Source organism: Paenibacillus sp. EKM10P (genome assembly GCF_011800655.1).
Taxonomy (GTDB): domain Bacteria; phylum Bacillota; class Bacilli; order Paenibacillales; family Paenibacillaceae; genus Paenibacillus; species Paenibacillus polymyxa.
On sequence record NZ_JAALET010000009.1, the window covers coordinates 93935 to 117208 of the forward strand.

General features: G+C 45.9%; 26 protein-coding genes and 1 riboswitch. Of the genes, 16 read left to right on the plus strand and 10 right to left on the minus strand.

All coding sequences use genetic code 11. From position 1 onward, the window contains the following. Positions 1–67 precede the first annotated feature (67 nt). The 6 genes from HFE01_RS19160 (at position 68) to HFE01_RS19185 (ending at position 6527) form a co-directional block, all read left to right on the plus strand. A complete protein-coding gene (locus HFE01_RS19160; protein WP_017427280.1) occupies positions 68–1834 on the plus strand; it encodes a UbiD family decarboxylase in 1767 nt (588 codons plus the stop codon). 55 nt (positions 1835–1889) lie between these two features. Then, a complete protein-coding gene (locus HFE01_RS19165) occupies positions 1890–2609 on the plus strand; it encodes a Cthe_2314 family HEPN domain-containing protein (RefSeq protein ID WP_017427281.1) in 720 nt (239 codons plus the stop codon). Between the two features lie 130 nt (positions 2610–2739). Then, positions 2740–2878: riboswitch (SAM riboswitch) on the plus strand. Between the two features lie 136 nt (positions 2879–3014). Next, the gene (locus HFE01_RS19170) at positions 3015–4037 is read left to right on the plus strand and encodes a methionine ABC transporter ATP-binding protein (protein ID WP_044788111.1); all 1023 of its coding nucleotides are present in this window, start codon (positions 3015–3017) and stop codon (positions 4035–4037) included. Further along, the gene (locus tag HFE01_RS19175) at positions 4034–4702 is read left to right on the plus strand and encodes a methionine ABC transporter permease (protein WP_031462166.1); all 669 of its coding nucleotides are present in this window, start codon (positions 4034–4036) and stop codon (positions 4700–4702) included. Before HFE01_RS19170 ends, HFE01_RS19175 begins: the two co-directional genes overlap by 4 nt. A gap of 74 nt (positions 4703–4776) precedes the next feature. Beyond that, positions 4777–5619: a MetQ/NlpA family ABC transporter substrate-binding protein gene (locus HFE01_RS19180; RefSeq protein WP_017427284.1), complete on the plus strand. Its 843-nt coding sequence runs from the start codon at positions 4777–4779 to the stop codon at positions 5617–5619. A gap of 143 nt (positions 5620–5762) precedes the next feature. Beyond that, complete coding sequence (locus HFE01_RS19185) at positions 5763–6527, plus strand: SDR family oxidoreductase (RefSeq protein WP_044788110.1); 765 nt, start codon at positions 5763–5765, stop codon at positions 6525–6527. A 91-nt stretch (positions 6528–6618) separates the two neighbouring features. Here the strand turns inward: HFE01_RS19185 and HFE01_RS19190 are convergent, their stop codons facing one another. Then, positions 6619–6864, minus strand: coding sequence for a NifU family protein (locus HFE01_RS19190; RefSeq protein ID WP_013372910.1), 246 nt, complete (start codon positions 6862–6864; stop codon positions 6619–6621). Positions 6865–6952: 88 nt separating this feature from the next. On the opposite strand from HFE01_RS19190, the gene HFE01_RS19195 reads away from it, so the two are divergent. Beyond that, positions 6953–7210, plus strand: a complete 258-nt coding sequence (locus HFE01_RS19195; protein ID WP_016820010.1) for a YuzB family protein — start codon at positions 6953–6955, stop codon at positions 7208–7210. 116 nt (positions 7211–7326) lie between these two features. Here HFE01_RS19195 and HFE01_RS19200 read toward each other — a convergent pair whose 3' ends face one another. Both HFE01_RS19200 and mqnE read right to left on the minus strand, forming a co-directional pair. Continuing rightward, complete coding sequence (locus tag HFE01_RS19200) at positions 7327–8394, minus strand: NAD(P)/FAD-dependent oxidoreductase (protein ID WP_031462165.1); 1068 nt, start codon at positions 8392–8394, stop codon at positions 7327–7329. A 202-nt stretch (positions 8395–8596) separates the two neighbouring features. After that, positions 8597–9703: an aminofutalosine synthase MqnE gene (gene mqnE / locus HFE01_RS19205; RefSeq protein ID WP_016820012.1), complete on the minus strand. Its 1107-nt coding sequence runs from the start codon at positions 9701–9703 to the stop codon at positions 8597–8599. 371 nt (positions 9704–10074) lie between these two features. Here mqnE and HFE01_RS19210 point away from each other — a divergent pair, with 371 nt between their 5' ends. Further along, the gene (locus HFE01_RS19210) at positions 10075–10434 is read left to right on the plus strand and encodes a HesB/IscA family protein (protein ID WP_016820013.1); all 360 of its coding nucleotides are present in this window, start codon (positions 10075–10077) and stop codon (positions 10432–10434) included. 185 nt (positions 10435–10619) lie between these two features. Here HFE01_RS19210 and HFE01_RS19215 read toward each other — a convergent pair whose 3' ends face one another. The 3 genes from HFE01_RS19215 to HFE01_RS19225 all read right to left on the minus strand — a co-directional run bounded on the left by HFE01_RS19215 (position 10620) and on the right by HFE01_RS19225 (position 12771). After that, the gene (locus tag HFE01_RS19215) at positions 10620–11078 is read right to left on the minus strand and encodes a hypothetical protein (protein WP_107734721.1); all 459 of its coding nucleotides are present in this window, start codon (positions 11076–11078) and stop codon (positions 10620–10622) included. A gap of 431 nt (positions 11079–11509) precedes the next feature. Further along, positions 11510–11644, minus strand: coding sequence for a helix-turn-helix domain-containing protein (locus HFE01_RS27390; RefSeq protein WP_025365763.1), 135 nt, complete (start codon positions 11642–11644; stop codon positions 11510–11512). Positions 11645–11892: 248 nt separating this feature from the next. After that, entirely contained in the window at positions 11893–12771 is an 879-nt protein-coding gene (locus HFE01_RS19225; protein WP_025365762.1) for a LysR family transcriptional regulator, read from the minus strand. Positions 12772–12917: 146 nt separating this feature from the next. Between HFE01_RS19225 and HFE01_RS19230 the strand changes: the two genes are divergently transcribed. The 5 genes from HFE01_RS19230 to HFE01_RS19250 all read left to right on the plus strand — a co-directional run bounded on the left by HFE01_RS19230 (position 12918) and on the right by HFE01_RS19250 (position 15896). Further along, positions 12918–13847: a DMT family transporter gene (locus HFE01_RS19230; RefSeq protein WP_044788107.1), complete on the plus strand. Its 930-nt coding sequence runs from the start codon at positions 12918–12920 to the stop codon at positions 13845–13847. An 85-nt stretch (positions 13848–13932) separates the two neighbouring features. Further along, positions 13933–14547: a hypothetical protein gene (locus HFE01_RS19235; protein ID WP_044788106.1), complete on the plus strand. Its 615-nt coding sequence runs from the start codon at positions 13933–13935 to the stop codon at positions 14545–14547. A 79-nt stretch (positions 14548–14626) separates the two neighbouring features. Then, a complete protein-coding gene (locus tag HFE01_RS19240; protein ID WP_016820018.1) occupies positions 14627–14953 on the plus strand; it encodes a hypothetical protein in 327 nt (108 codons plus the stop codon). Positions 14954–14971: 18 nt separating this feature from the next. Then, positions 14972–15262 carry a hypothetical protein gene (locus HFE01_RS19245; protein WP_019688524.1) on the plus strand — a complete coding sequence of 97 codons (291 nt, stop codon included), beginning with the start codon at positions 14972–14974 and terminating at the stop codon, positions 15260–15262. Positions 15263–15575: 313 nt separating this feature from the next. Continuing rightward, positions 15576–15896 (plus strand): hypothetical protein, encoded by a 321-nt coding sequence (locus HFE01_RS19250; RefSeq protein WP_013372898.1) that lies wholly within the window; start codon positions 15576–15578, stop codon positions 15894–15896. Positions 15897–16052: 156 nt separating this feature from the next. Here HFE01_RS19250 and HFE01_RS19255 read toward each other — a convergent pair whose 3' ends face one another. The 3 genes from HFE01_RS19255 to HFE01_RS19265 all read right to left on the minus strand — a co-directional run bounded on the left by HFE01_RS19255 (position 16053) and on the right by HFE01_RS19265 (position 18018). Beyond that, positions 16053–16910 (minus strand): 1,4-dihydroxy-6-naphtoate synthase, encoded by an 858-nt coding sequence (locus tag HFE01_RS19255; RefSeq protein ID WP_107734720.1) that lies wholly within the window; start codon positions 16908–16910, stop codon positions 16053–16055. Beyond that, a complete protein-coding gene (locus HFE01_RS19260) occupies positions 16911–17570 on the minus strand; it encodes a futalosine hydrolase (RefSeq protein WP_045244891.1) in 660 nt (219 codons plus the stop codon). 202 nt (positions 17571–17772) lie between these two features. Further along, entirely contained in the window at positions 17773–18018 is a 246-nt protein-coding gene (locus HFE01_RS19265; protein ID WP_016820022.1) for a hypothetical protein, read from the minus strand. A 307-nt stretch (positions 18019–18325) separates the two neighbouring features. Here HFE01_RS19265 and ppk1 point away from each other — a divergent pair, with 307 nt between their 5' ends. Then, positions 18326–20434, plus strand: coding sequence for a polyphosphate kinase 1 (ppk1, locus tag HFE01_RS19270; RefSeq protein ID WP_107734719.1), 2109 nt, complete (start codon positions 18326–18328; stop codon positions 20432–20434). Here the strand turns inward: ppk1 and HFE01_RS19275 are convergent. Continuing rightward, the gene (locus HFE01_RS19275; RefSeq protein WP_019688519.1) at positions 20394–21929 is read right to left on the minus strand and encodes a Ppx/GppA phosphatase family protein; all 1536 of its coding nucleotides are present in this window, start codon (positions 21927–21929) and stop codon (positions 20394–20396) included. The genes ppk1 and HFE01_RS19275 overlap by 41 nt on opposite strands. Before the next feature lie 219 nt (positions 21930–22148). Between HFE01_RS19275 and HFE01_RS19280 the strand changes: the two genes are divergently transcribed. Both HFE01_RS19280 and sda read left to right on the plus strand, forming a co-directional pair. Then, a complete protein-coding gene (locus tag HFE01_RS19280; protein WP_019688518.1) occupies positions 22149–22805 on the plus strand; it encodes a YheC/YheD family protein in 657 nt (218 codons plus the stop codon). A 282-nt stretch (positions 22806–23087) separates the two neighbouring features. Then, entirely contained in the window at positions 23088–23231 is a 144-nt protein-coding gene (gene sda / locus HFE01_RS19285; RefSeq protein ID WP_007431918.1) for a sporulation histidine kinase inhibitor Sda, read from the plus strand. Positions 23232–23274 lie beyond the last annotated feature (43 nt).

The window sequence follows — 23274 nt, forward strand, 5'->3', positions numbered from 1 at the left end:
ATCATAAGAAACAAACCAGGCCCACGAGTTTCTCGAGGGCTTGATTTGCTTAGGAGGAATCATCCAGTTGATCTACCAGAATTTGCGCCAATTTATTGAAGCGCTGCGAAAAGAAAATGATCTTAAAATTATAGAAGCACCTGTCGATCCTTATTTGGAGTTGGCTGAGATCCACCGAAGAGTCATTGAGGAAGAGGGTCCGGCACTGCTGTTTACCAATGTCAAAGGAACCCCGTTTCCTGTAGCCAGTAATTTGTTCGGCACGAATCGCCGTGTGGACATGGCTTTTGGCCCTCGTCCAGAGCAACTGATGGATGCAATTGTAGGTGCAACCAAGACGCTGCTTCCACCTACACCCAAAGCGTTGTGGAATGAACGTGGCCTGATTAAGGACATGCTAAAAGTAGGACTAAAAACAGTATCTCATAACGAAGCTCCTGTATTGGGCGTTCGCCGTACGGATGCTCCGCTGGCTCCGCTGCCTAGAGTAACCAGTTGGCACGAGGATGGAGGACCGTTCATTACGCTTCCGCTCGTGTATACCGAAAAGCCAGGCCAGTCCAAGGACCATAATTTGGGGATGTATCGCATCCAGATTTATGATGATCAGACGACAGGGATTCATTGGCAAATCCATAAAGGCGGCGGCTTCCATTATCATGAGGCAGAGCTGCGTAATGAGCCGTTGCCTACGACGATCATCATCGGTGGCCCGCCTGCTCTGATTGCGTCTGCCATTGCTCCTGCCCCGGAAAACTTGCCAGAGCTCTTGCTGGCTTCTCTGATTATGGGGGGCAAGCTGCCCATGACAGAAGACCCGCTTGGAGGCCATCGCATTCCGGCAGAAGCCGAGTTTGCGATCAGCGGCTATGTGCCGCCTCATGAACGTCGCCCGGAAGGGCCGTTTGGCGATCATTTTGGCTATTACTCATTACAACATGATTTCCCTGTGTTTCATGTCAAACATATGCATCACCGCAAAGATGCCATTTATCCGGCAACCATTGTAGGTAAGCCACGGCAGGAAGACTACTATCTCGGCGAATTTTTGCAACGTCTGTTGTCGCCCGCCTATCCGCTTGTGATGCCTTCTGTCAAGTCGTTATGGGCATATGCAGAAACAGGTGTACACGCGCTGGCAGCGGCAGTCGTACGTGAAAGCTACTCCCGTGAAGCGCTGGTATCCGGCTTTACCATTCTGGGTCAAGGTCAATTGTCGTTGACCAAATTCCTGATGCTGACGGATCGGGTGATCGATTTATCCGACTTTAACCTGTTGCTAGAAACCATTTTGGAGCGATTTAATCCAGCCAGAGATTTGTTTATTTTTAACCATACGTCTCACGATACACTCGATTACACGGGCCGCAAGCTGAATCACGGCAGCAAGGCGATTCTGATGGGGGTAGGCGAACCTGTGCGTGAATTGCCTCGCGTTTATGAAGGCGGCGATCTGCCGGGAATTCGTGAAATCGAACCCTATTGCGGAGGTTGCCTCGTTATATCCGGCTCGTCCTTTGAGCAGGAGCCTGAACTCGCTGCGCGTGTATTGGAGCGATTAGCTGCGGGTGAGCAAGAGTGGCCGCTTGTCTTTATCGTGGACGATGCCAAAGAAGTTGTTCGCTCCCAAGCCTCGTTCCTGTGGACGGTATTCACACGCTTTAACCCCGCTACAGATATGTACGCCGACAGCGAAGTACGTTTGCATCATCTGAACTATAAGCTGCCGATTGTAGTGGATGCACGTATGAAGCCAGGCTACCCTGATGAGGTGCTACCGCGTGAGGATATAGTTAAGCTTGTAGATCAACGGTGGACGAGTTATTTCGCTTGACGCCAATTCAAGCATCTAACAGCCGGATTTTACAGATATGAAGGAGGCGTGAAGCATGATACGCAAGCTGTTGGGCGAGCCCCCACGTGAAAATCATGGCGTCTTGCTGGATGCCATGAATAGCATGTCAGACATGTTACATTTGCTGGAACGGCAAATCCAGGCCAGTGGTGATCCTACCCATGACTTTCGGAAGGCGGATATTTTAACACGTGGTCTGATGTCGTCTTTGGATGAACTGGAGCAGAGCCATCATGCTGCCGCCTTTTTCCGTATGAAAGTGAAAGCCGGATACGCTGAAGATATGAGCAAGGAGGAAAAATCCGATTATGCTTTGTATGTTTTCTTTTATAAGGATGGGTTTGTGCGGGTATTCTCTATTTTGGATAAGCTTGGTAATTGGATGAATGATTTGTATGATTTAAAAACAGGGCAGTATAAGGCGCATTATTCGTATTTTACCGTGTTGAGACAGCTCAAGTATCTCAAAATGCATCCTGTATTGACTGATAATTTAAATGATATCAAGGACACATACAACGATGCCATCAATCGCTTGCGTAAGCGTCGAAATACGGAAATACATTATATGAACACGGAAATGCAGGACGATCTCTGGCAACGTCACCGTGCTTTATATGGAAAAATCCAACTGGAGGATCTTGATCACCATCTGGAAGATTTGCAGCAGGGCTTGGAAATGGTATGCCAGTCGCTATCAAACGCATTTTCTTATACTGCGAAACAATGGGAGAACCGGGCAGTGCGCCCATAATTATGACAGAAAATATCCTTTGACAAAGCAATGTAAACTATCTATACTGAAACCTAGTTTCAGAAAAATGCTTGAATTATTTTTTTTATATAAACTTAACGGACAGCTAAAGCTGGAGTTTAACATATTTTTCTTATCCAGAGAGGTGGAGGGACTGGCCCGATGAAGCCCGGCAACCCGTTCTTTCCCGGTGTAATGCACCGGGAGGGAACATATGGTGCTAATTCCTACAAAACCGCTAGAGTTATAGCGATTTTGGCAGATGAGAAAAGGTTCGCAAGGTGGGGCCCTTTTCATTCTGTGAAAGGGGCTCTTTTTTGTATAAATAAATAGTGATTTTATACAATCCCGAGAGATGACAACTGGTTAACAGGGTAAGAAAGAAGTGAAGGAGGTCGCAGCACGTTGATAGAGATTAAGCAATTAACCAAGCATTATGGTAAAGGTAACCGACGCGTTAATGCGTTGTCCGGGTTGAACCTTTCTATAAAGCGTGGAGAAATATTCGGGGTGATTGGTCATTCCGGGGCGGGCAAAAGTACGTTGATCCGCTGTATTAATTTATTGGAACGCCCTACTTCAGGCGAAGTATGGGTAGATGGGGTTAACCTTGTGACTGTGAGTCAAGCCCAGTTACAGAAGCAACGCCGAAAAATCGGAATGATTTTTCAACATTTTAATTTGTTGTCTTCGGCGACAGTGTATGACAACATTGCATTTCCATTGCGGCTGGTAAATACCCCAAAGCAGGAGCTAGACAAGAAAGTTCGCGAGCTGCTGGAATTGGTGGGACTGAAAGAACACAGTGGAAAATATCCGTCACAGCTCTCAGGTGGACAGAAGCAGCGGGTAGGGATTGCACGGGCACTGGCTAGTGATCCGCATGTGCTGCTGTGTGACGAAGCGACGTCTGCGCTTGATCCGCAGACGACAGGGTCTATCCTGAAATTGCTGTTGGATATTAACCAGCGCTTTAATTTGACCATCGTATTGATTACTCATGAGATGCATGTGATTCAAAGTATATGTGATCGAGTTGGCGTCATTCATGAGGGCGATATCGTGGAGCAAGGTCCGGTGGCGGAAGTGTTTTTGAAGCCACAGCATCAGGTAACTAAGGATTTTATCCAGCGGGAGGCAGAACATCCTGAGGAATTACAAGCAGCGATTGCAGCAGCAGGTAGCGGGGAATCGGCGCAGGTAGTACGTATCTCCTTCTTGGGCAGTAAAACTTATGATGCGATTCTGTCGCGTACGGCTCGAAGTACGGGTGTTGATTTTGCGATCTTGCAGGGCACCATCTCTACGATTAAAAACGTACCGTATGGACAGCTGATCGTTCGTTTTGAAGGAAACCATGAAGATATAGAGAATACGCTGCGCGAAGTATCTGGGCAAGGACTTGATGTGGAGGTGATCGGACAATGAGCGAACTTGATTTTTCGCAAGTGAGTTGGGAAGAGCTAGGGAATTCTACTCTGGAAACCCTTCAGATGCTCGGGGCATCTGCATTGTTCACCCTCGTTATTGGATTGCCGCTCGGTATATTGTTGTTTCTGGCGAGCCGCTCCTCGTTGACTTTGATGAAGGTGATATACATTGTATTATCCTTCATCGTGAACATTTTGCGTTCCGTACCATTTATCATTTTGATCGTTGCACTTATTCCTTTTACACGATCGTTGGTAGGTACCTCGACCGGGGTGCTGGGAACCATTCCGCCATTGGTTATCGGGGCTGCTCCTTTCTTCGCACGTCTTGTCGAAACGTCACTACGTGAAGTGGACAAGGGTGTCATTGAAGCTGCACAAGCGATGGGGGCTTCGACAGGACAAATTATCCGGCGTGTGCTGTTACGTGAGGCACTGCCGGGCCTGCTCGCCGCATTAACCATTACCGTCGTTACACTCGTATCCTACACGGCAATGTCCGGTATGATCGGGGGCGGTGGACTGGGTACGCTGGCAATCAACTACGGCTATTATCGTTATGAAACGGCTGTAATGATCGTTGCGGTCGTGCTGATGATCGTATTGGTACAATTGCTGCAAATGGCAGGAGATCGCCTCGTGCGGCATTATACTCGAAAATAGGGAAAACATATAGATATCCTTATTGATCAGGACGTCTGATCCTGAATATTACAAATTATTGGAGGGGTAACAACATGAAGAAATGGGTATTGGCTGTATTGAGCTTGACATTAATTGCGGTACTGGCTGCTTGCGGTACAAAGAGCACAACATCGGATACAAACAATGCGGCCGAAAATACAGGCGGGTCACCGCGTGAAGTCGAGCTGAAAGTTGGAGCTTCTCCTGTGCCACATGCGGAAATTTTGGAAGCGATCAAGCCTCAGTTGGAAAAAGAAGGGGTTCGTCTTCAAGTCGTTCAGTTTAACGACTATGTACAGCCGAACGTACAATTGTTTGACAAGCAACTGGATGCTAACTTTTATCAACATGTACCTTACCTGAATGTGATGAATAAAGAGCGTAAAATGGATCTGGTTTCTGTTGGCGCGGTTCATCTGGAACCATTCGGTATCTACTCCCAAAAATATAAAAAGCTTGATGAACTTCCAGACGGTGCAACAGTAGCGATTCCGAACGATGCGACCAATGGAGGCCGTGCATTGTTGCTGTTGGAGAAACAAGGTCTGATCAAGCTGAAGGACGCAAGCAACATTGAAGCAACCGTAAAAGATATTACTGAAAACAAGAAAAATCTGGAATTTAAAACTTTGGAAGCAGCTATGCTGCCACGTCAGTTGCCTGAAGTGGATATTGCGTTGATCAACACGAACTACGCTTTGGAAGCCAAGCTGAATCCGACCAAGGATGCATTGGCACTGGAAGACAAAGATTCACCATATGCTAACGTACTGGTAGCACGTCCTGATAATAAAGATTCCGAAGCGATCCAAAAACTGCTTAAAGCTTTGCAATCTCCAGAAACTAAAAAATTCATTGAAGACAAATATCAAGGCGCAATTATCCCTGCATTTTAAGCAGAAACTAAGAATGCGCTGAACGTAAACCCCAGCTTCTCTTGAACAAGAGGACTGGGGTTTCTTTTTGGTTGGAGTTGTAGGGATTGCTTAAATATTTTATACTTGGGGGTGACCGTTCTCTGTGAAGAGGAGGAAAACTGTTGAGAGACAAAGTCGCACTCATAACGGGTAGTGCCAAAGGTTTAGGTAAAATGACCGCTCTGCGTCTCGCTGATGAAGGTTGTGACATTGCCCTGAATTATGTCCATAGCCAGGCTGAAGCCGAAGCGCTTAAGCGGGTAATTGAGTCTAAGGGAGTACGCTGCCTGTCTTTACAAGCAGATATCTCGGTTCAGGAAGATATCACCAGGCTGATCGGTGAAGTGCAGGATCGGCTGGGCGGAGTCGATATTATGGTGAATAATGCCGGACCGTTCATCCGGGAACGCCGTCTGTTTGCGGATTACAGTGTGGCTGAGATTCATGCCATGATACAGGGGAATCTGGTCGGTACCATGTTGCTGGATCATTTGGTATTGCCGCACATGCGTAGCCAGCAATGGGGACGTATTATTCATTTTGGCTTTGGTCATGCTGGAGAAGCAAGGGCTTGGCCGCATCGCGCCGTCTACGCAGCTGCTAAGGTGGGGCTGGTGTCTTTTACGAAGTCACTAGCTGTAGAGGAAGCTCCCTATGGCATCACGGTCAATATGATCTGTCCCGGGGATATCCGAGGAGTGAACAAGGAAAAGTCGATTGCCGATGTCATCGGCATGCAGGATACAGAGACACCGCGTGGGCGTCCAGGAAGCGGAGAGGACATTGCGCGAGTGATCGCCTATTTGTGTGAGGAGCATTCGGATTTTATAACGGGTAATATTATGGATGTGTCCGGAGGATTGGACCCCATTCGGCCAACCATATAAGATCGAGAGATCCTTTAGACGTTGTAACACAAAAAAGAGTCTTGAGCTTCGTTACCGAAGTCAAGACTCTCTGATCATTATGCATCAAGCATTAGAATACTTGTACCACTTCTTGGACGCCTTCGACTTCTTCGAGAAGAGCGCGTTCAATCCCTGCCTTCAGCGTAATTGTAGAACTTGGGCAACTGCCGCAAGCGCCTACCAGCTTCAGCTTAACGATACCATCTTCAACGTCAACCAGCTCAACGTCACCGCCATCGCGTTGCAGGAACGGACGGAGCTTATCCAGTACGTCTGCTACTTCATCATACATTTGAACGCTTTGTGCTTCGCTCATTAGAATTCAACTCCTTTCCTATACCTTATTTATTATATTACAAAGCGGGCCAAATTAAAATGCCCGTCATCCAAAGCAGGTGAAAAAAATGTTAAGACCTATTATTGAATTTTGCACCAGTAATATGCATTTTGGTACCGATGAGATTATGTCCAAACTAGAACAGAACCCGGATTATGATGTGATTGAATACGGCTGCCTAAGCAATTGCGGTCAGTGTAACGCTGAGCCTTATGCGATGGTTAATGGTGAAATTGTTTCCGCAGATTCAGCAGAGCTTCTGTACGAAGTGATTCTAAACAAAATTAAAGAAGCCGAAGCATGGGACAACCTGGATTTGGATTAAAAATAGAAGTCATCGGCAAGCCAGCTTCCTCTTGTAGGAAATATGTATTATTCATAGATGCAACAACAAAGAAGACCTGCTCTGAAAGCAGGTCTTCTTTGTTGTTGAATATCCAATTAGCCAAAATGGCGTTTGGACTTCCAGAGCACACCGCTCTTCAGCAGACGCGGCACTCGTCCACGCAAAGAGGTACTGCCCATAAAGCCATAACCAAACCCGGCCTTCTTGCCAAGTGCACCTAATGTACCACGTAGCTTTAAAGGATGCGGGTGAGGCGTTTGGCCTTTCCACAGGTCGCGTACAATGTGGGCAATCTGCTCACCTTGCACCTCTGCCGCCTGAGCGCTTGGAGAGTAAGGAAGGCTCGCACAGTCTCCGACGACGTACACTTCAGGATGATCCGGTATTTGATAATATTCATTTAGCACGATGCGACCCTGAGGGTCTTTAGGAACTGCTAAATCCTGCACAATTTTAACGGGCTGAATCCCGGCTGTCCATACTACCGCATCGGTCATAATTGGCTCATCACGGTTGTAAATAGCCCCTGGCTCAATACGGGAAACCGCAACGTGATTCAGCGCATTCACTTGATGCTCCTTGAACCAGGCATGTACATAAGCAGACAAACGCTGCGGAAATGCTGATAGTACCCGCTCGCCCCGATCCATAATCGTAATATTCAAATCCGCGCGGCTTTCACGTAACTCCGCAGCAATCTCGACCCCACTTAGACCGCCACCTACAATATGGACATGTCCATAAGGCTTGATTTCATTCAAGCGCAGATACGTTTGGCGGGTATGATTAAAGGATTGGATCGTACAGCTGTATTCTTCAGCTCCCGGTGTATTATGAAAGCGGTCAGTACAACCTAGCGCGATGACAAGCTGGTCATAGGGCAAAGGCTCACCGTCTTGAAAATGGACCATTTTATTCTCAAGATCCATCGAAGTGACCTCTCCGTATTTGCGAATAAGACGTTGTTCATCCGGAAAGTGTACCCGCAAATCAAAATCAGATACGGTACCTGCCGCAAGGGCATAGTATTCTGTTTTCAGCCCCTGAAAGGGCATCCGATCCACTAAAATAACTTGAATATCGTCGGGAATGTGTTTATCCAGCAATTCTTTGGCAATGGTAAGGCCGCCATAGCCGCCCCCTAGAATAACGAAATTTTTCATCAAAATCCGCCGTCCTTTCGTTACCGTGTCCCCGGCAAATGGTCTGGTGTCTTGTCGATCTAGCACAAGTTTTGTTGTTGTAAAGCCCGGAAAGGGGCCTGCCTTTAGCAGACAGACCGACGTGTTCCGGGGCAGCTTGAGGCTGCTTGGTGTGAGTAATGGGGATAAAATGCACGCGGGAAATCTGAATCCGATGTTACACTTATTCGAAAACTTCGATTTCGTTATAGAAGGTGTCACGTTCTACAGGTATGCGTCCAGCACCTTTGACCAGCCAGATTAGCTCTTTGCGGGTCAATCCGGCAGGAGTCAACGCACCTGCGGCATGGCTGATCTGCTCGCGCACAATCGTGCCATGGACATCAGATGCGCCAAAGGTAAGAGCGACCTGCGTCAATTGCGGACCAATATTAATGAAGTAAGCTTTAACATGGTCGATATTGTCCAGCATCAAACGGCTGATCGCAATGGTTTTGAGATCCTCGTAAGCAGAGTTGCGGCGCATGATGTTGGCGTTTTTGCTTTTCGGCTGCATGGACAGTGGGATAAATACCATAAATCCATTTGTTTCATCCTGCAATTCACGAATTTGCAGCATGTGCTCAATACGATCCTGATAAGTTTCGACTGAACCGTACAGCATCGTCGTATGAGTTTTCATACCGAGATTGTGGGCCGTACGATGTACTTCAAGATAGCGGTCCACATTGGCTTTGGTAACACGCATCTTCTTCCGATATTCATCAGATAAGATTTCCGCGCCACCACCAGTCAGAGATTGAAGTCCTGCCTTTTGCAGCTCTTGAAGAACTTCTTTAACACTCAAGCCGCTTATGCGTGTGAAAAAGTCAATTTCCGCTGCAGTGTATGCTTTCAGTGTAACGTTGGGATACTTTTCATTCAGTGCCTTCAATGAATCTACATAGTATTGGAAAGGCACATGATTATTATGACCGCCGACGATATGGAATTCTCTTACGCCTGGATGGATATGTTGCTCTACATAATCAATCATTTCCTGCCCAGACAACGTATAAGAGCCTTCCTCCCCCTGATCCTTGCGGAAATTGCAGAACGCGCAGCGCGCTTCGCATACATTGGTGAAGTACAGGCTCATGTTTTCGATAAAATAAACCTTTTTACCGTTCTTGCGTAAATTAGCTTCGTTAGCCAACTGGCCCAGTGTGAGAATATCGTCAGTTTCATACAAATATATACCATCTTCGAGGTTCAAACGAATCCCGTTTTGTACCTTTTCTACAATTTCCGCCATTCTGCGGTCTGTAAAAGGTGTAACTAATGTGGACATGCCTATTCCTCCTTCAAGTTGCTCTGTGCGAGGCTGTCCGCCGAATTAGCGGCACAAGCGCTTGATGCGCACAGGATGTCCCGTTCCGTCGGTAAAATCCGGCAGCGCGGATATACGATATGTGAAAAATGTTACAATGCCAGGCTACAATGATGGATGTCTCATAATTTCGCCTTTGAAATGACAAATTTCCGACAGTTTCTTTAACACACTCTTCACCTATTATAAACCTCACACCACTGGTGTTCAATACAAACGAGTAGAAAAAGAGGTGTTTAAGCCTGTAACGGAAGGACATTCCATGACTTGAGCACCTGCAAATAAGAGAGTATACTGAAGGGGAGCATGAAGTAAAAGAGGAGGATGGAGCTATGATTAACATCACCGATTCCGCTGCTGAACGCCTGAAAGAAATGCTGGAGCAGCAGGAAACGCCGAATATGTTTTTACGTCTGGGTGTTACCCCAGGTGGATGTACCGGATTTTCGTACGCCATGGGCTTTGACGACAACGAGACGGATCAGGATATATATATGAATGTACAGGATATGAAAGTAGTCGTGGAAAAGGATAGTATCCGCTATCTGGACGGTCTGGAAATCGACTTTGAAGAGTCTGGTATGTCTGGCGGTTTCACGATTCATAATCCGAATGCTGTAGCTACATGCGGCTGCGGTTCAAGCTTCCGTACAGCTACAGATGCAGGGAAACCAAGCGAAGAACCTTGTTAATCGGAACTAAGGGACTGTATGCTGAACGTTTCAGGGAATATTTTAATTTGAAGTGGCTTATGTAAATAAAAAAACAGGCGTTGGTTAAATACCGACACCTGTTTTTTTTTGTGATTAATTAGTTGTTTTTGAATGTAATTTATTAAAAATATAACATTAAACATTACATTTCAAGGGAAAACATCTTATTCTAACGTCCGAGCTGAAATATGATATGAACCTCTAGAACCGTCATCATTATAAACGTATACAGAGTATTGACCGTTAGCACTAGGACCATATACATCATATAGAGGGAAATTATTGGTAGTAGATTCGCCTGGAGCAAGTGTTATTCTCATTAAATTCCGAGAACCTCCAGGGAAGTTAAGTTCAACATGAATCCTTTTATTACCTGTATTTTTTATATAGAACCGAAGATCAGCTGTTCCGTTATAATTAAAATATGAGGTTCCTTCTCCTGGAAAAGTAACGTCGTTATCCAAAAGTAAAGCTTGTGGAGTAATCACATGATCTTTAGGAAGTGTTAAGTTTCCTAAATCCAATAGATTGGAAGGTTCACCACTTGCAAATGCATTAACGGATCCAATTAGCGTTAATGAAAGAACGATAGGAGCTACCAACAAGTGTTTGTAAATATGCAAAAAATCCATCTCCTTATTAAAAAGATATTTTATTTTTATGTAATTCTTGTTGTCATTTCTAGAAATGATTGGATTTGAGCTCTATTAAAATATACAATTAATTCTTTTTTATGTCAATATATTTCAAAAAATATATGATATTATATATGTTTGAAATATTATCTAGATGAAAACGTAAAATAGAGAGATTAGCGTATACTTGGATTCTAAACTACGGAAAGTATATATATTTAGTAGAATGTAGAGTTTTTATCTTCTTATAAAAAGAACGACAAGAAGTGGCTTTAAAAAATGATGTGCACTAACCCATCACTGGAGGGAGCCGATTAAGTGGTTCTTCTACTCTCCACTTGATGAATTGTCGGTAGTAACACATGATCGGCTTTACTTGATTGCGTTATAAAAAAGAAAGAACGCTACCCCTAAAAAGGCTAGCGCTCTTTTGCTGTATCTAATGGTTGCTGCTCTATAAACTCTACAACCTCTTCAATTTTACAGTCCAATTCCTCACATATACGTGCAATGACACTCATTGCTACAAATTCTCCATTAGACATTTTAGCCAAAGTTGATGGTGAGGGTATATGACACGTAGTACATAGTATAGCTTCTGTTTCCAGTATAACAAAGGGCTGTTCCCTTTTCTACAAGTGGTGTTAGGCTTTACTATTTTACCGTGCTACAATGCCCTGAATTGATCTTCAACGCCCCATCTATATTGTCCCAAATGCGTGTATAGCACATTTCATTTTCAATAGTTTTCGCACGCAGCTTTTCCTCTTGTTCGATGATTCAATAATTCTGCACATATGCCCTATTGCTTCAAATCAGTAAACAGCTCCTGCGCAGTACGCACAAATAACTGTACAGCAAGTGAAGCATTGTGTAGAGAGGGGATAGCGATACCGATTTGACGCGTGATCAGAGGCGTGGTTTCCTTGACGGTCAGATCATGGGGGAACGTGGATAAGGCGAGTGAAGAGACAATGCCCATACCTAGTCCTTGTCGGACCATGCTGACGAGGGTGCTGATATTGTGAGTAATGAATTGTGCCTGCAACTGACTCTGCTCACGTTCAAAACCTTCCATAATGGCGACCTCGTGTCCACCTTTACAAAAGATCATCTCCTGTTGATTCAAGTCTCGGATGGCGATTTTGTCGCGCGATTGAAAAGGGTGACCGTCAGGCAGGAGAATAACCATGTCATCCTGACATAAAGGAATTACATCTACCTCAGGGTCTGGCAACAGGATGATTCCCGCTTCAATTTCTCTGGTATGTACCCACTCCTTGACTTCATTCGTGGAACCTTCGTGTAAATCGAAAACAAGGTTCGGATAGTGCTGACGAATATGATCAATAATCGGGGGCAGAAAATAGGCCGAGGCAGAAGGAAAGGCACCAATCGTGATCGTACCCACATCTAAGCCTTTTTCAGCGGCCACCTGCTGCTGCACCTTTTCCATGCTTTGCAGCATCATGCGGAATTGCAGCAGCACCTTGTGTCCGATATCTGTCAGGAGCACGCCTTTTTTTCGATCGCGCAGCAATAGCTGGACATCGAGCTCGTTCTCGATACTGGCGATGGCATGGCTGACCGCAGGTTGCGTCATATGCAGCTCATGGGCAGTTTGGGTAAAGTTTAGTGTTTCAGCTACGCGAACAAAGATCATAATCTGAGTAATAGTCATAAGTGAAAAGTTATCTCCCTTATTGAAAACATTCATTTTATTTATTAGTGACCACAGTATAAGCTAGTAAAGCAAAACTTTGCAAACGGCTGTTCAGATTTTAGTCGTAAGCAATGCGCAATGAAATTCTAAGGAGAGAGACATCTATGAAAAAATTAACGCCTAAAGCTACGTTGTGGCTTGTCTTGATATTAGTGATGGTATGGGGGATCAACTGGCCGTTGACCAAGCTGGCCTTGCCAGATACGCCGCCGATATTTTTTTCGGGAATCCGCACGCTGCTGGGTGGTGTGATTCTGCTGTTGTTCGCTATGCGTAATCGGAAAACCTTACGCCTTAGACAAAATGCGTGGACATATCTTGTGCTGGCTATATTTAATATTGCAGGCTACTATGGCTTGCAGACGGTAGGACTGCGTTATTTGCCTGCAGGATTATTTTCCACTTTGGTATTCCTTCAACCGATCTTGTTGGGATTATTCTCCTGGCTGTGGTTGGGAGAGCGTATGTTTCCTCTGAAGGTCATTGGACTGGTACTCGGTTTTGGTGGAGTGATCGTGATTAGCTCAGGCGGAATGGCAGGTCATTTGTCTGTGCTGGGCATTGTGTTGGGGCTAGCCTCGGGACTGTGCTGGGCGCTCGGAACGATTTATATGAAGAAAAAAAGCAAACAACTGGACTCCATTTGGGCGGTGACGATGCAACTCATTTTGGGAGGGATCATACTCAACGGGATTGGGTTTACGACCGAGAAATGGAGCGATATCCACTGGACAGCCTCCTTTATCGCGATTCTATTGTTTATTTCAGTATTCGTGATTGCGATGGGCTGGATGATTTATTTTAAGCTAATCGACAATGGGGATGCAGGAACCGTCGGCTCATATACGTTTATGATTCCGGTGCTATCCACACTCTTTAGTATGGTCATGCTCAGAGAGTCCCTCACTTTGACATTTGTAGTGGGGTTGGTGCTGATTGCAGGTAGTGTGTATTTGGTAAATACATCTTCTCCCGGAAAGCGAGCGAACCAAAGCTCGAAGGCTAATGAAACGAATTCCTGTACAAATGCTTAGAAAATATAGAATTAGGAAAAATATACTAGAATATCAGAGAGGGGAATAGTAAAATATGACTATATAAATAGAGAGGAAGTTTGGTATGGGAGAGTTAAGCGGTCATACTCAGTCTGTGGAGCCACAACCACAGCCTATTCGTAAGCTGGCAGTTGTAGCAACGGTCATTTCTGGAGTAGCTGTACTAGGCTGTATAGCCTTGGCGGTATGGAATTATAATCTGAATACGAAGGTCAATTCTTTAACTATAGCGAATGCATCGCTAAAACAGACAACACAAGCCTTAACCAAGCAACAAAATGATACAGAGGCCCTACTTGGAAAAGTTAAATTAGCAGCCAACCTGTCATCCATAACGCATCTGTTAGAGCAGACATCTGTCGTTACAGATGATTTTGTATTGGAAAAAGTGACTTTTGATGTAGCAGAGGATGGCAAGTTGAAGGGTGTGCTACTGAATGTGAACAACCAACCTAATCTCGGTTTTGGCGGTGCTTATCAAGGTTATGGCAAATATAATATGTCTTCTGCTGCATTGACGAAGAAGGCAGAGGAAGTCATCGACATAGCTATGAAGGAGTACAATACATCTGACAAGCTTCCGGTATGGGATAAGAATACGAAGGTGGAAGTGACGGTTCAAAATTATCCGCTTGGTAAGCGGGAAGGCGGCACTTTTAAGCTCACTGGTCAGCAATAGGAGGAACCTAACGTTAATCCGATGCTGGACTTTACAGATTTTTGTCTTAAGTATACAAATTGAGCGGGGGAGCTAGGATATGGACAGGTACACACCTACAGCGAGGGAACGCTGGCAGATGAAACAGAGTGAGCCGCAGCCGCAGGGCTGGGTGCTCGCTCTATTTGGTTGGATTTTTTCAGGTTTGGGGTTCGTATTTAGTTTTTTTGTCATTGGAGGCTTGTTTGGGCTTATAGGTCTTGTTTTCGGAATTTTGACTAGAAAGATGGAACAAAGAAACACGCAAGGCATCCTGATTATCGTTATCAGCTCCGTTGCCATTGGCATTGGCCTATTGATTTTTATGATTTTTTTCGCGCATGGTTTTGTAGAAGGTCTGAGAGAAGGTTATAATGAGCATTATTAGGTCAGGGAGGTAACATCATTGAGTGTCATTATTTCACAGCAAATCTCGGCAACGGGTGTGAAGGAATATACGAAGGTGATGAAAACATTTGATTCCCCTTTTACACCTTTGGTTGGACAGAAAATCAGGGATACGGCATTTGGCGATATGCAATATTATGATGTCGAGGACGTATTTATTGATCTAGCGGAGAATGAGTACTGGGTAATTCTACCTGCGATTTTGCTGCATACAGATGATATTGAGGATATACGAGATGCTGTGCGTGAGTATCGTTCACACGGTTGGGAATGTACGAAGCCTTTATAAATGCATACTGCTTAAGCATCTACACGGAGACGTCTTTCTTTTGCGAGATAGGCGTTTTCTTGTGTATTTGTGTATAAACTATTCCTAATGATTGGCATGAAAAGAAAGAAATTATGCTGAAAATGCGCAAAATGTATCATTTTTTATCATAAAACGACAAGTTGGGAAATGAAAACGGACTTAATGTGTTATACTTAGTATATCAAAGGACAAGAGTCTAAAACGACCGGTAAGGCCCTTTCTTTGAAGAGCCTCTGAATGGTTCAACGTTTATCCAAAATAAATGGTCAAAAGGAAAAGGGGAAATGCTAACGTGAGAGTGAATTTGAAATTTACGAACAAAGGGCAAGTTGCAGTTGAGAAGTTCAACAATGAGGAGCTTATCGAAATCTTTAGCCGCTACATTAAAACGTTATGCAAGAAGTATGATATCTCGGTTACGGTACCTGAGGATCTGAATGAGCAGATTTTGGAAGAGGGCACCGTGAAGGTCGTGCTGGATAAGATTAATTGTGACATGGACGCTTTTTTCAAAGAGCTGAGTCGGGATATCAAGGTGCCGCTGGTCAAACGATTGGGTACCAAACTGGATAACGTGTTTAAGACCGAGGTCGTGGAGCAAGAACAGAGCTAAGAATAAGGATCAAGCGAGACCCAATGAGAATTTGCAATATGAAATCATAAAACCTCCCGAATGGGGCGCATGGCTAGGCAATGTGCTCGTTCGGGAGGTTTTATATGCTTAAGCTGCTCTATTCAGGAGATAACATGCATGGCATGTCTGCACCTTTTAGCGTGTTGTTGTGGACGTAAGGCGCAGTTTGGCTAAATCAAACGGAGGCACCAGCCCTTCCTGCGCAGCGCGACCGAGTAAGGCTTCAATGGCGGCATAACCGCTGTCGCCCAAATTGGCGGTAAAATCGTTCACGTACAGGTCGATATGCGATTGGGCAACATCGGGTGATAGCTCTTGCGCATGAGACAATACATATTCACGCGAAGCTTCGGGATGTTTCCAGGCATATTCGAAAGAGGCACGTATCCAGTTGGTGATCGCATCCAGATCCAGCGTACGACGGGCAATAATAGCTCCGAGCGGGATCGGCAGCCCTGTATCTTCTTCCCACCAGTTCCCTAAGTCAACTTGCTTGCTAAGTCCATAGGACGGATATGTGAAGCGTGCTTCATGAATCACCAATCCTGCATCTATCTCTCCGTCACGGACAGCAGGCATAATTTGGTCGAACGGCATCACGACGATCTCGCCGACACCTCCAGGCACATGCTTGGCCGCCCATAGACGGAACAGCAGATAAGCGGTGGAACGTTCACTTGGAACAGCTACACGCTTGGCGGATAGGGCTTCCGGACCTTCGACGGTGGAACCTTCCTTAGTCAGCACGAGCGGTCCACAGCCCCGGCCCAGTGCACCACCACAAGGCAGCAGGGCGTATTCATCCAGCACCCAAGGAAGTGCAGCGTACGAAATTTTCATGATATCAAGTCCGTCTGGTGTGATCGCCAGATTGTTGGTGATGTCGATATCGGCGAATGTAATGTCCAGCGCGGGTGCGCCCGGAATCAATCCATGCACCAAGGCATGGAAGACAAAAGTGTCGTTAGGACAAGGTGAAAAAGCAATTTGCATCTATATAACCTCCGTTAATGTAGAAAATGCGGCTTCCAACGCTTGCAAAGCCTCTTTGATTCGCCAGGATGCACGGTCACGTGGACCAACAGCATTGGAAATCGTGCGAATCTCCATCATCGGCAGCTCGAACCTGTTGGCCGCCACGGCTACGCCATAACCCTCCATCGCTTCGGCAGCAGCGCCGGGAACGCGTTTGGCTAGGCGTTCCGCTGTAGCCGCTGTGCCGGTGGCCGTCGAGACGGTCAGGATCGGTCCGGCGACGGCCGTCTGGCCAGCGTCACGCAACGCCTGAACGAATCGCTGCGCGGTGGCAGCGTTCACGGCAATGCGGCTGGAGCCAAAACCCAGCTCGTCCACGCTGCTGAAGCCCTCTGCCGTCTCTGCCCCTAAGTCGGCGGCAATAATCGCGTCAGCAACGACGACGCTCTCCAGTGCAGCGACCTCCACGAAGCCGCCTCCAATTCCAGCGCTAATGACCAGACGGTAGCCGCCAGTGGCCAGTGCCAGCGCGGTTGAAGCCGCTGCGGACGGAGCGCCTACACCAGCCAGCTCGACCACAAAGCGAGTGTCGCCTTTCAGGCCGCGCAGCACAGCCTCCCGTTCGCCTTCAACCGCGGTCATGACCAGGATGCGCCCATCTGATGTTGTATGCTCCATCGGTTGATTCCCCTTTAAATTTAGGTAATATGCTTTCTTATCATACTGCTTTTCCAAACGATGTTCAAAAAAAGTCGACAAAAAAAGCGCTCTATGGCGCTTTTTCGGAGAAAACTGCAAGATTCAACAGATATGAAAATTGGTAGATTAAACATATAACCATTCTAATCTGGAAGAACAGCGCAGACATAGCATATAATAATTATATCGGCTGATCCTTCGTGATTAGCTGAAACATGGTGATATTGCGGTCATAATGGCTTGGGGTCCCATCCTGATTGCGCACCCGAATCATCTCGCTGCTGAACAATTCGATATAACCACAGCCTATCTCACAGTAAACGCCTGCTGGGTCCTCTTGCCAGACCGAAACGAGGTGTTGAGACAGCGCCGCGGTAAAAAATTCGATGTTTTTTTGCAGTACGCGTGGCGTTTTCTTGGGTTCCATAATGTAAATCCTCCCTATATCATGCCATTTGAAAATCAGCAATTGAACGTGGCTACTAAGTGGTTATTACACATCATAATGAACTTAATCAACTGAAAAAGGTACGGTTCGTCATTCTACTCTATGAAACAGACGTAAACACTGTACCGCTTAATGCTATTTTTGTAAAGCATCCGTTTGACCTTTTCAACATCCATTGTGTGTTTACACACATTTTACATTGCGTTTACACTTCTGTGATGCTAGTGCGTTTCATCTAATAGTACAATAAAGGGTAACTATACTGCATGAAATTGATGGAGGCCATATGTTGATAGAGAGTCAGAAGAAGGATAAAGCCGGGTCAGAACGTTACTTTAACCGAGATTTAAGCTGGATTGAATTTAATCGTCGTGTGCTCCAGGAGGCTCAGGATGCAGATACACCGTTGCTGGAGAGAGCCAAATTCTTAGCAATTGTGTCCAGCAATTTGGATGAGTTTATGGCTGTTCGTGTTGCAGAGACGCGCGAGAAGATCAAGGCGGGTTTTATGCAAAAGGATTTTACGGGTTATACCCCTTCCGGTTTGTACAAGCGCCTGATCAAGCGTACCGTTTCCATGGTATCCGAGCAATACCGGACCTATCGTGATATTTCTCGCCTATTGACGAAAAAAGGTCTTTTGCTGCTTGAATATAATGACTTAAATACGACACAGCGCAAGTCGCTGGATGCATATTTTCATGAAATTATATTTCCGGTGCTTACACCGATGGCGGTCGATCAAAGCCGTCCTTTTCCACTGGTTCATAATAAATACGTATATTTGGCAGTTGTCTTGAAACGTCCAGGAGATACGGAGGAGGATAAGCCGCTTTTTGCCATTGTGCAGGTGCCTTCCAATATTCCGCGTGTCGTTTCGGTGCCGTTACGTTCCAATAGCAAGAAGAAATCATTTATTTTAATTGAGGAACTGATTAAGCATCATATACAAACGTTGTTTTCTGGATATATCCCCGAGGCGGTTCATGCCTTTCGGGTTACGCGTAACTCTGATTTGTCCATTAATGAAGAAGAGATCGAAGATTTGCTCGAAGAGATTGAAAAAGAACTGCGTCGAAGACGGCGGGGAGCACCGGTCAGACTGGAAGTGGAAAAAGGGATTAATCCCTTTGCCCTGATGGAACTTCAACGCGAATTCAAGCTGTTCGATCATGTATTTGAGATCGACGGGCCGTTAGATCTGACGTTTTTGTCGTCTTTTGCCGATCATTTGGAGGGGTATTCGCATCTGAAATTTCCGGCAATCAAACCATTGTATCCGGAAGAACTGCCTCCGCAAGAGGATATCTTTAACGTACTTCGCAAACGGGACGTGCTCGTGTACCATCCGTATGAATCGTTCGATGCGGTAACTGATTTTATCATTGAGGCATCAGAGGACCCAGATGTAATGGCCATTAAGATGACCCTGTACCGTGTCAATGGAGAATCGAAGCTCATTCCGGCTCTGGCACGTGCAGCCGAATCGGGCAAGCAGGTGACCGTAGTGGTCGAGCTGAAGGCGCGTTTTGACGAGGAACGTAATATTGCTTGGGCGCGTACGCTTGAAAAAGCTGGCTGTCATGTAGTATACGGGTTGGTCGGCTTGAAAACACACGCCAAAATTATTCTAATAGTACGTCATGAACGTAATGTGCTCAAACGATACGTGCATGTGGGAACTGGCAACTATAATGAAAGCACGGCACGTGTATATACGGATATCGGGTTATTCACAGCGGATCCGGTGCTGGGTGAGGATGCCTCTGAGCTGTTTAATGAAATCACGGGCTTCTCGGCGCTCAAGACCCCGCAAGCTTTCACCGTAGCTCCGACGGGAATGAAAAATAAGCTGTTCGACCTGATCCGCAGGGAAGCGGAGCAAGCACTTGCAGGCAAGCCAGCCCGTATTATTGCTAAAATTAATTCTTTATCCAATCAGGAAATGATTGATGAACTATATGCGGCTTCTCAAGCAGGTGTGAAGATTGATTTAATCATTCGAGGGGGCTGCTGTTTACGCCCTGGAGTAGAGGGCTTTAGCGAGAACATTCGGGTTATCAGTATTGTCGACCGTTTCCTAGAGCATTCCAGACTGTTTTACTTTGAAAATGCAGGTCATTCGGAGCTATTCTTGTCCAGCGCGGATTGGATGACTCGCAATCTGACTCGCCGGATTGAGTTGATGTGCCCAATTTATGACGACCGAATCAAAGAAATGCTAGTGGATATTTTACGTTTATCCTTGAAGGATAATGTAAAAGCACGCCAGCTTCTGCCGAATGGCAGCTATCAATTTGTAGCCAGAAACAACGAAGAGGCTCCCATCAGGAGCCAATTCGAAGCAATGAAGGTTAAAAACTGGAAGAAGGAAGAATGGACCACGACAACGTAAGATTCCAGGCCTTTTGAAAATCTTTTGCGACAGCCACCAGCTCCCGTTGCTCCAGAATCGGTTCACTCTTGCTTTCCAGGCGAATATGCAGCGCATCGTCTCCTGTCGTGGGATGGATGCCGGAGATGATGCCGGATTCGCTACGATCCATACCGATTGCTAGCTGGAGCAGCGAGCCGAGCCGGTGTACACGTTCTTCGTCGGAAGGCTCCAAAATATCTGCATGTGTGCGCAGCAAGCGGGGAGTCCGGTTTTTAGGGTGGTAATCAGCGATCAGCGCGGCTAGCACTGTTTCCCGGTGAGATAAGCCGCCAATGCCTGCGTGCAAGATCCAGAACACGGAATGCTGGCGGAAGTGATAGTAATTCAAGGCTGCGCCTGTTTTGTAAAGAGTTGCTGCGGTCAGTAACAAGCGTTTGTCCATAGCGATTGAAGGTCCCTCAGCTAAAGTGTCATAGAGCCGGACGGCGTACTCGTTAACCCGCTTGACATGCGCTTCGCTAACCGGGACAGCAAACGACAAGATATTGCGAATGGACGCGATGAGCGGATTAGCCACCACAGGCTGTTCAGCGTTGACTAGCTCATGAAACAGGCCGTCTCGCAGACCCGCTCCACTGACCAAATATGCGGAGCCTTGAGCAGCTTCAAAGATCGTTTTCAATATAATGAGACCCGGTACGATAATGTCGGCTCTGTCTTTGGACAGGCCGGCTGTTTTTTTGCGTTTTTCATAGGGGAGATGAGGCAGACTGCTATAAAAATAATCGACATCTTCTATTGTCATTTCGTAATGGTGTGTCACAGGAAGCGAGTAATCCTGCCGTTTCTGATTGATTTTAGCCAAAGTACGGAGGGTTCCACCCAGCCCGATAAACGGCAGACCCGGATTGGAGAAGATCCAATCATGGTTTTGCAGTGAAGAACGGACAAAGCTCTCCATTTCTTCAATCTGTCCAGAAGACCATTCGCCATTCTTGACCTCACGTCCAAAGCGCCAATTCATATTGACTGCGCCAAAGGGAAATGAAACTGTATGCAGCCGTGTTCGATCCCGGAACAGCGTAATTTCGGTACTGCCGCCCCCGATGTCAATAATAATGCCGTCACTCACATTCATTGTATTCACTACGCCCAGAAAACCGGCATAGCCCTCTTGCTCCCCACTCAGGATTTCCAATGTTAAATTTGTCTCTTCCGCAATCCATTGAACAATTTCGTCCGAATTGGCCGCATTGCGGATGGCCGCTGTTGCTGCTGCACGCATACGAACAACCCCGTGCATACGGCAAACTTCCATAAATTGGCGTAGCAATGGAGCGATGCTGCGGATTGCTTCTCGTTCCATACGGCCGTTGGCCCCAACCTTTTCGCTCAGTCGGGCAGCTTCTTTGCATTCCTGCACAATTCGATAAGCACCAGTCTCTGTCATTTCATAGATCACGAGACGTATGGAGTTTGAGCCAATGTCCATGATGCCAATTTTGCTATTCATGAGTTGACCTCCTTGTTGAAAGAAACAATTTGCAGCAAATTTAACTGCTCCGTTCTAAATGGTATTCAGATTATTGTCATTGTACCAGTGTTGTCCGGTGCATGCTACCGTTCGTCATGATCTTGTCGAAATAGACACATGATCCTGACAATCACCCAAGAATAGCACACCTCTATTGAGTATGTATAAGTATAGCTGACGGCGAAAGGAGAGAATTAGATGAGACAACTTGCAAGCAAATGGCTAAAGACGAAGGCGCTCCTCCATCATCCACATACCGCCGTTTATATACCGGAAACCTGTCTATATAGTGAAGAACAATTGCGCATAATGCTACGGCGGCATGCTTTTGTATTTATAAAACCCGTAAAAGGAGGCGGAGGTGTCGGAGTCATGCGCGTGGCAAAGGAGGGGAACGGCTACACCTGTACGCGTATGGAACAAACATATCGGTTCAGCCATTTTAGAGCGCTTGTGGCCGGAATCAATAAGCTCCGAATCCAACGTCCGTATCTCATTCAGCAAGGTATTCAACTAGCAAGTATCCAAGGTAGACCTGTTGACTATCGAGTCAAAGTCGTAAAGGAAGGGGGAAAATGGGAGTTTCGTGCAGTGGTGGCGCGTCATGCTCGTCCCGGACTGGTCATAACGAATCTGTGCAAAGGAGGAACTTTGCTGAAGGGAACAGAGGCACTTCGAATGATATATCCGCGACGGCTAGCTAGACGAAAGCGGCGGGAGATCGTTGAACTTACACAGCACTGTATTCCTATACTTGAAAGAAGATTTCCCGGGATCGGACAACTGGGATTTGATTACGGGCTTGATTGGAATGGACGGGTATGGATTTTAGAGGTAAACACAAGACCTCAATAAATTCAGGTTTTCTTCAAAAAGTTTCCATTATAATCTATTAACAAGATGCTAAATATAATATATTTGTATAAACATAAAAAAATTTTTTTTTGCGTTTAATCGCCAAAATTCTGTGTATAAATATTGTCCACATTATCCCCTGTCACATATAAGGGTTAACGACACTTACCAACAATTTATACACAGGATTTCCACAATTGACTGTGGATAATAGAACGCTTGTTCCGTTTTTGGTATTTTGATAGAATAGATTTTGAAATAAAAGGAAAGGTTGTGTCGAGGATGGCTATGCTGACGGATGAAATGCTTTTGGATTCCTATCAGATGGCAATCGAGCTTAAACTTGAATGTGACTTCATTGCACTGTTGCTGGCTGAAATTCACAAAAGAAATCTAGAGATGAATACAGCCGTAGTCCTTCATTAGACCGGACAAGCTCTCGTACTGCGACTGTAAAGTCATTCAGGGT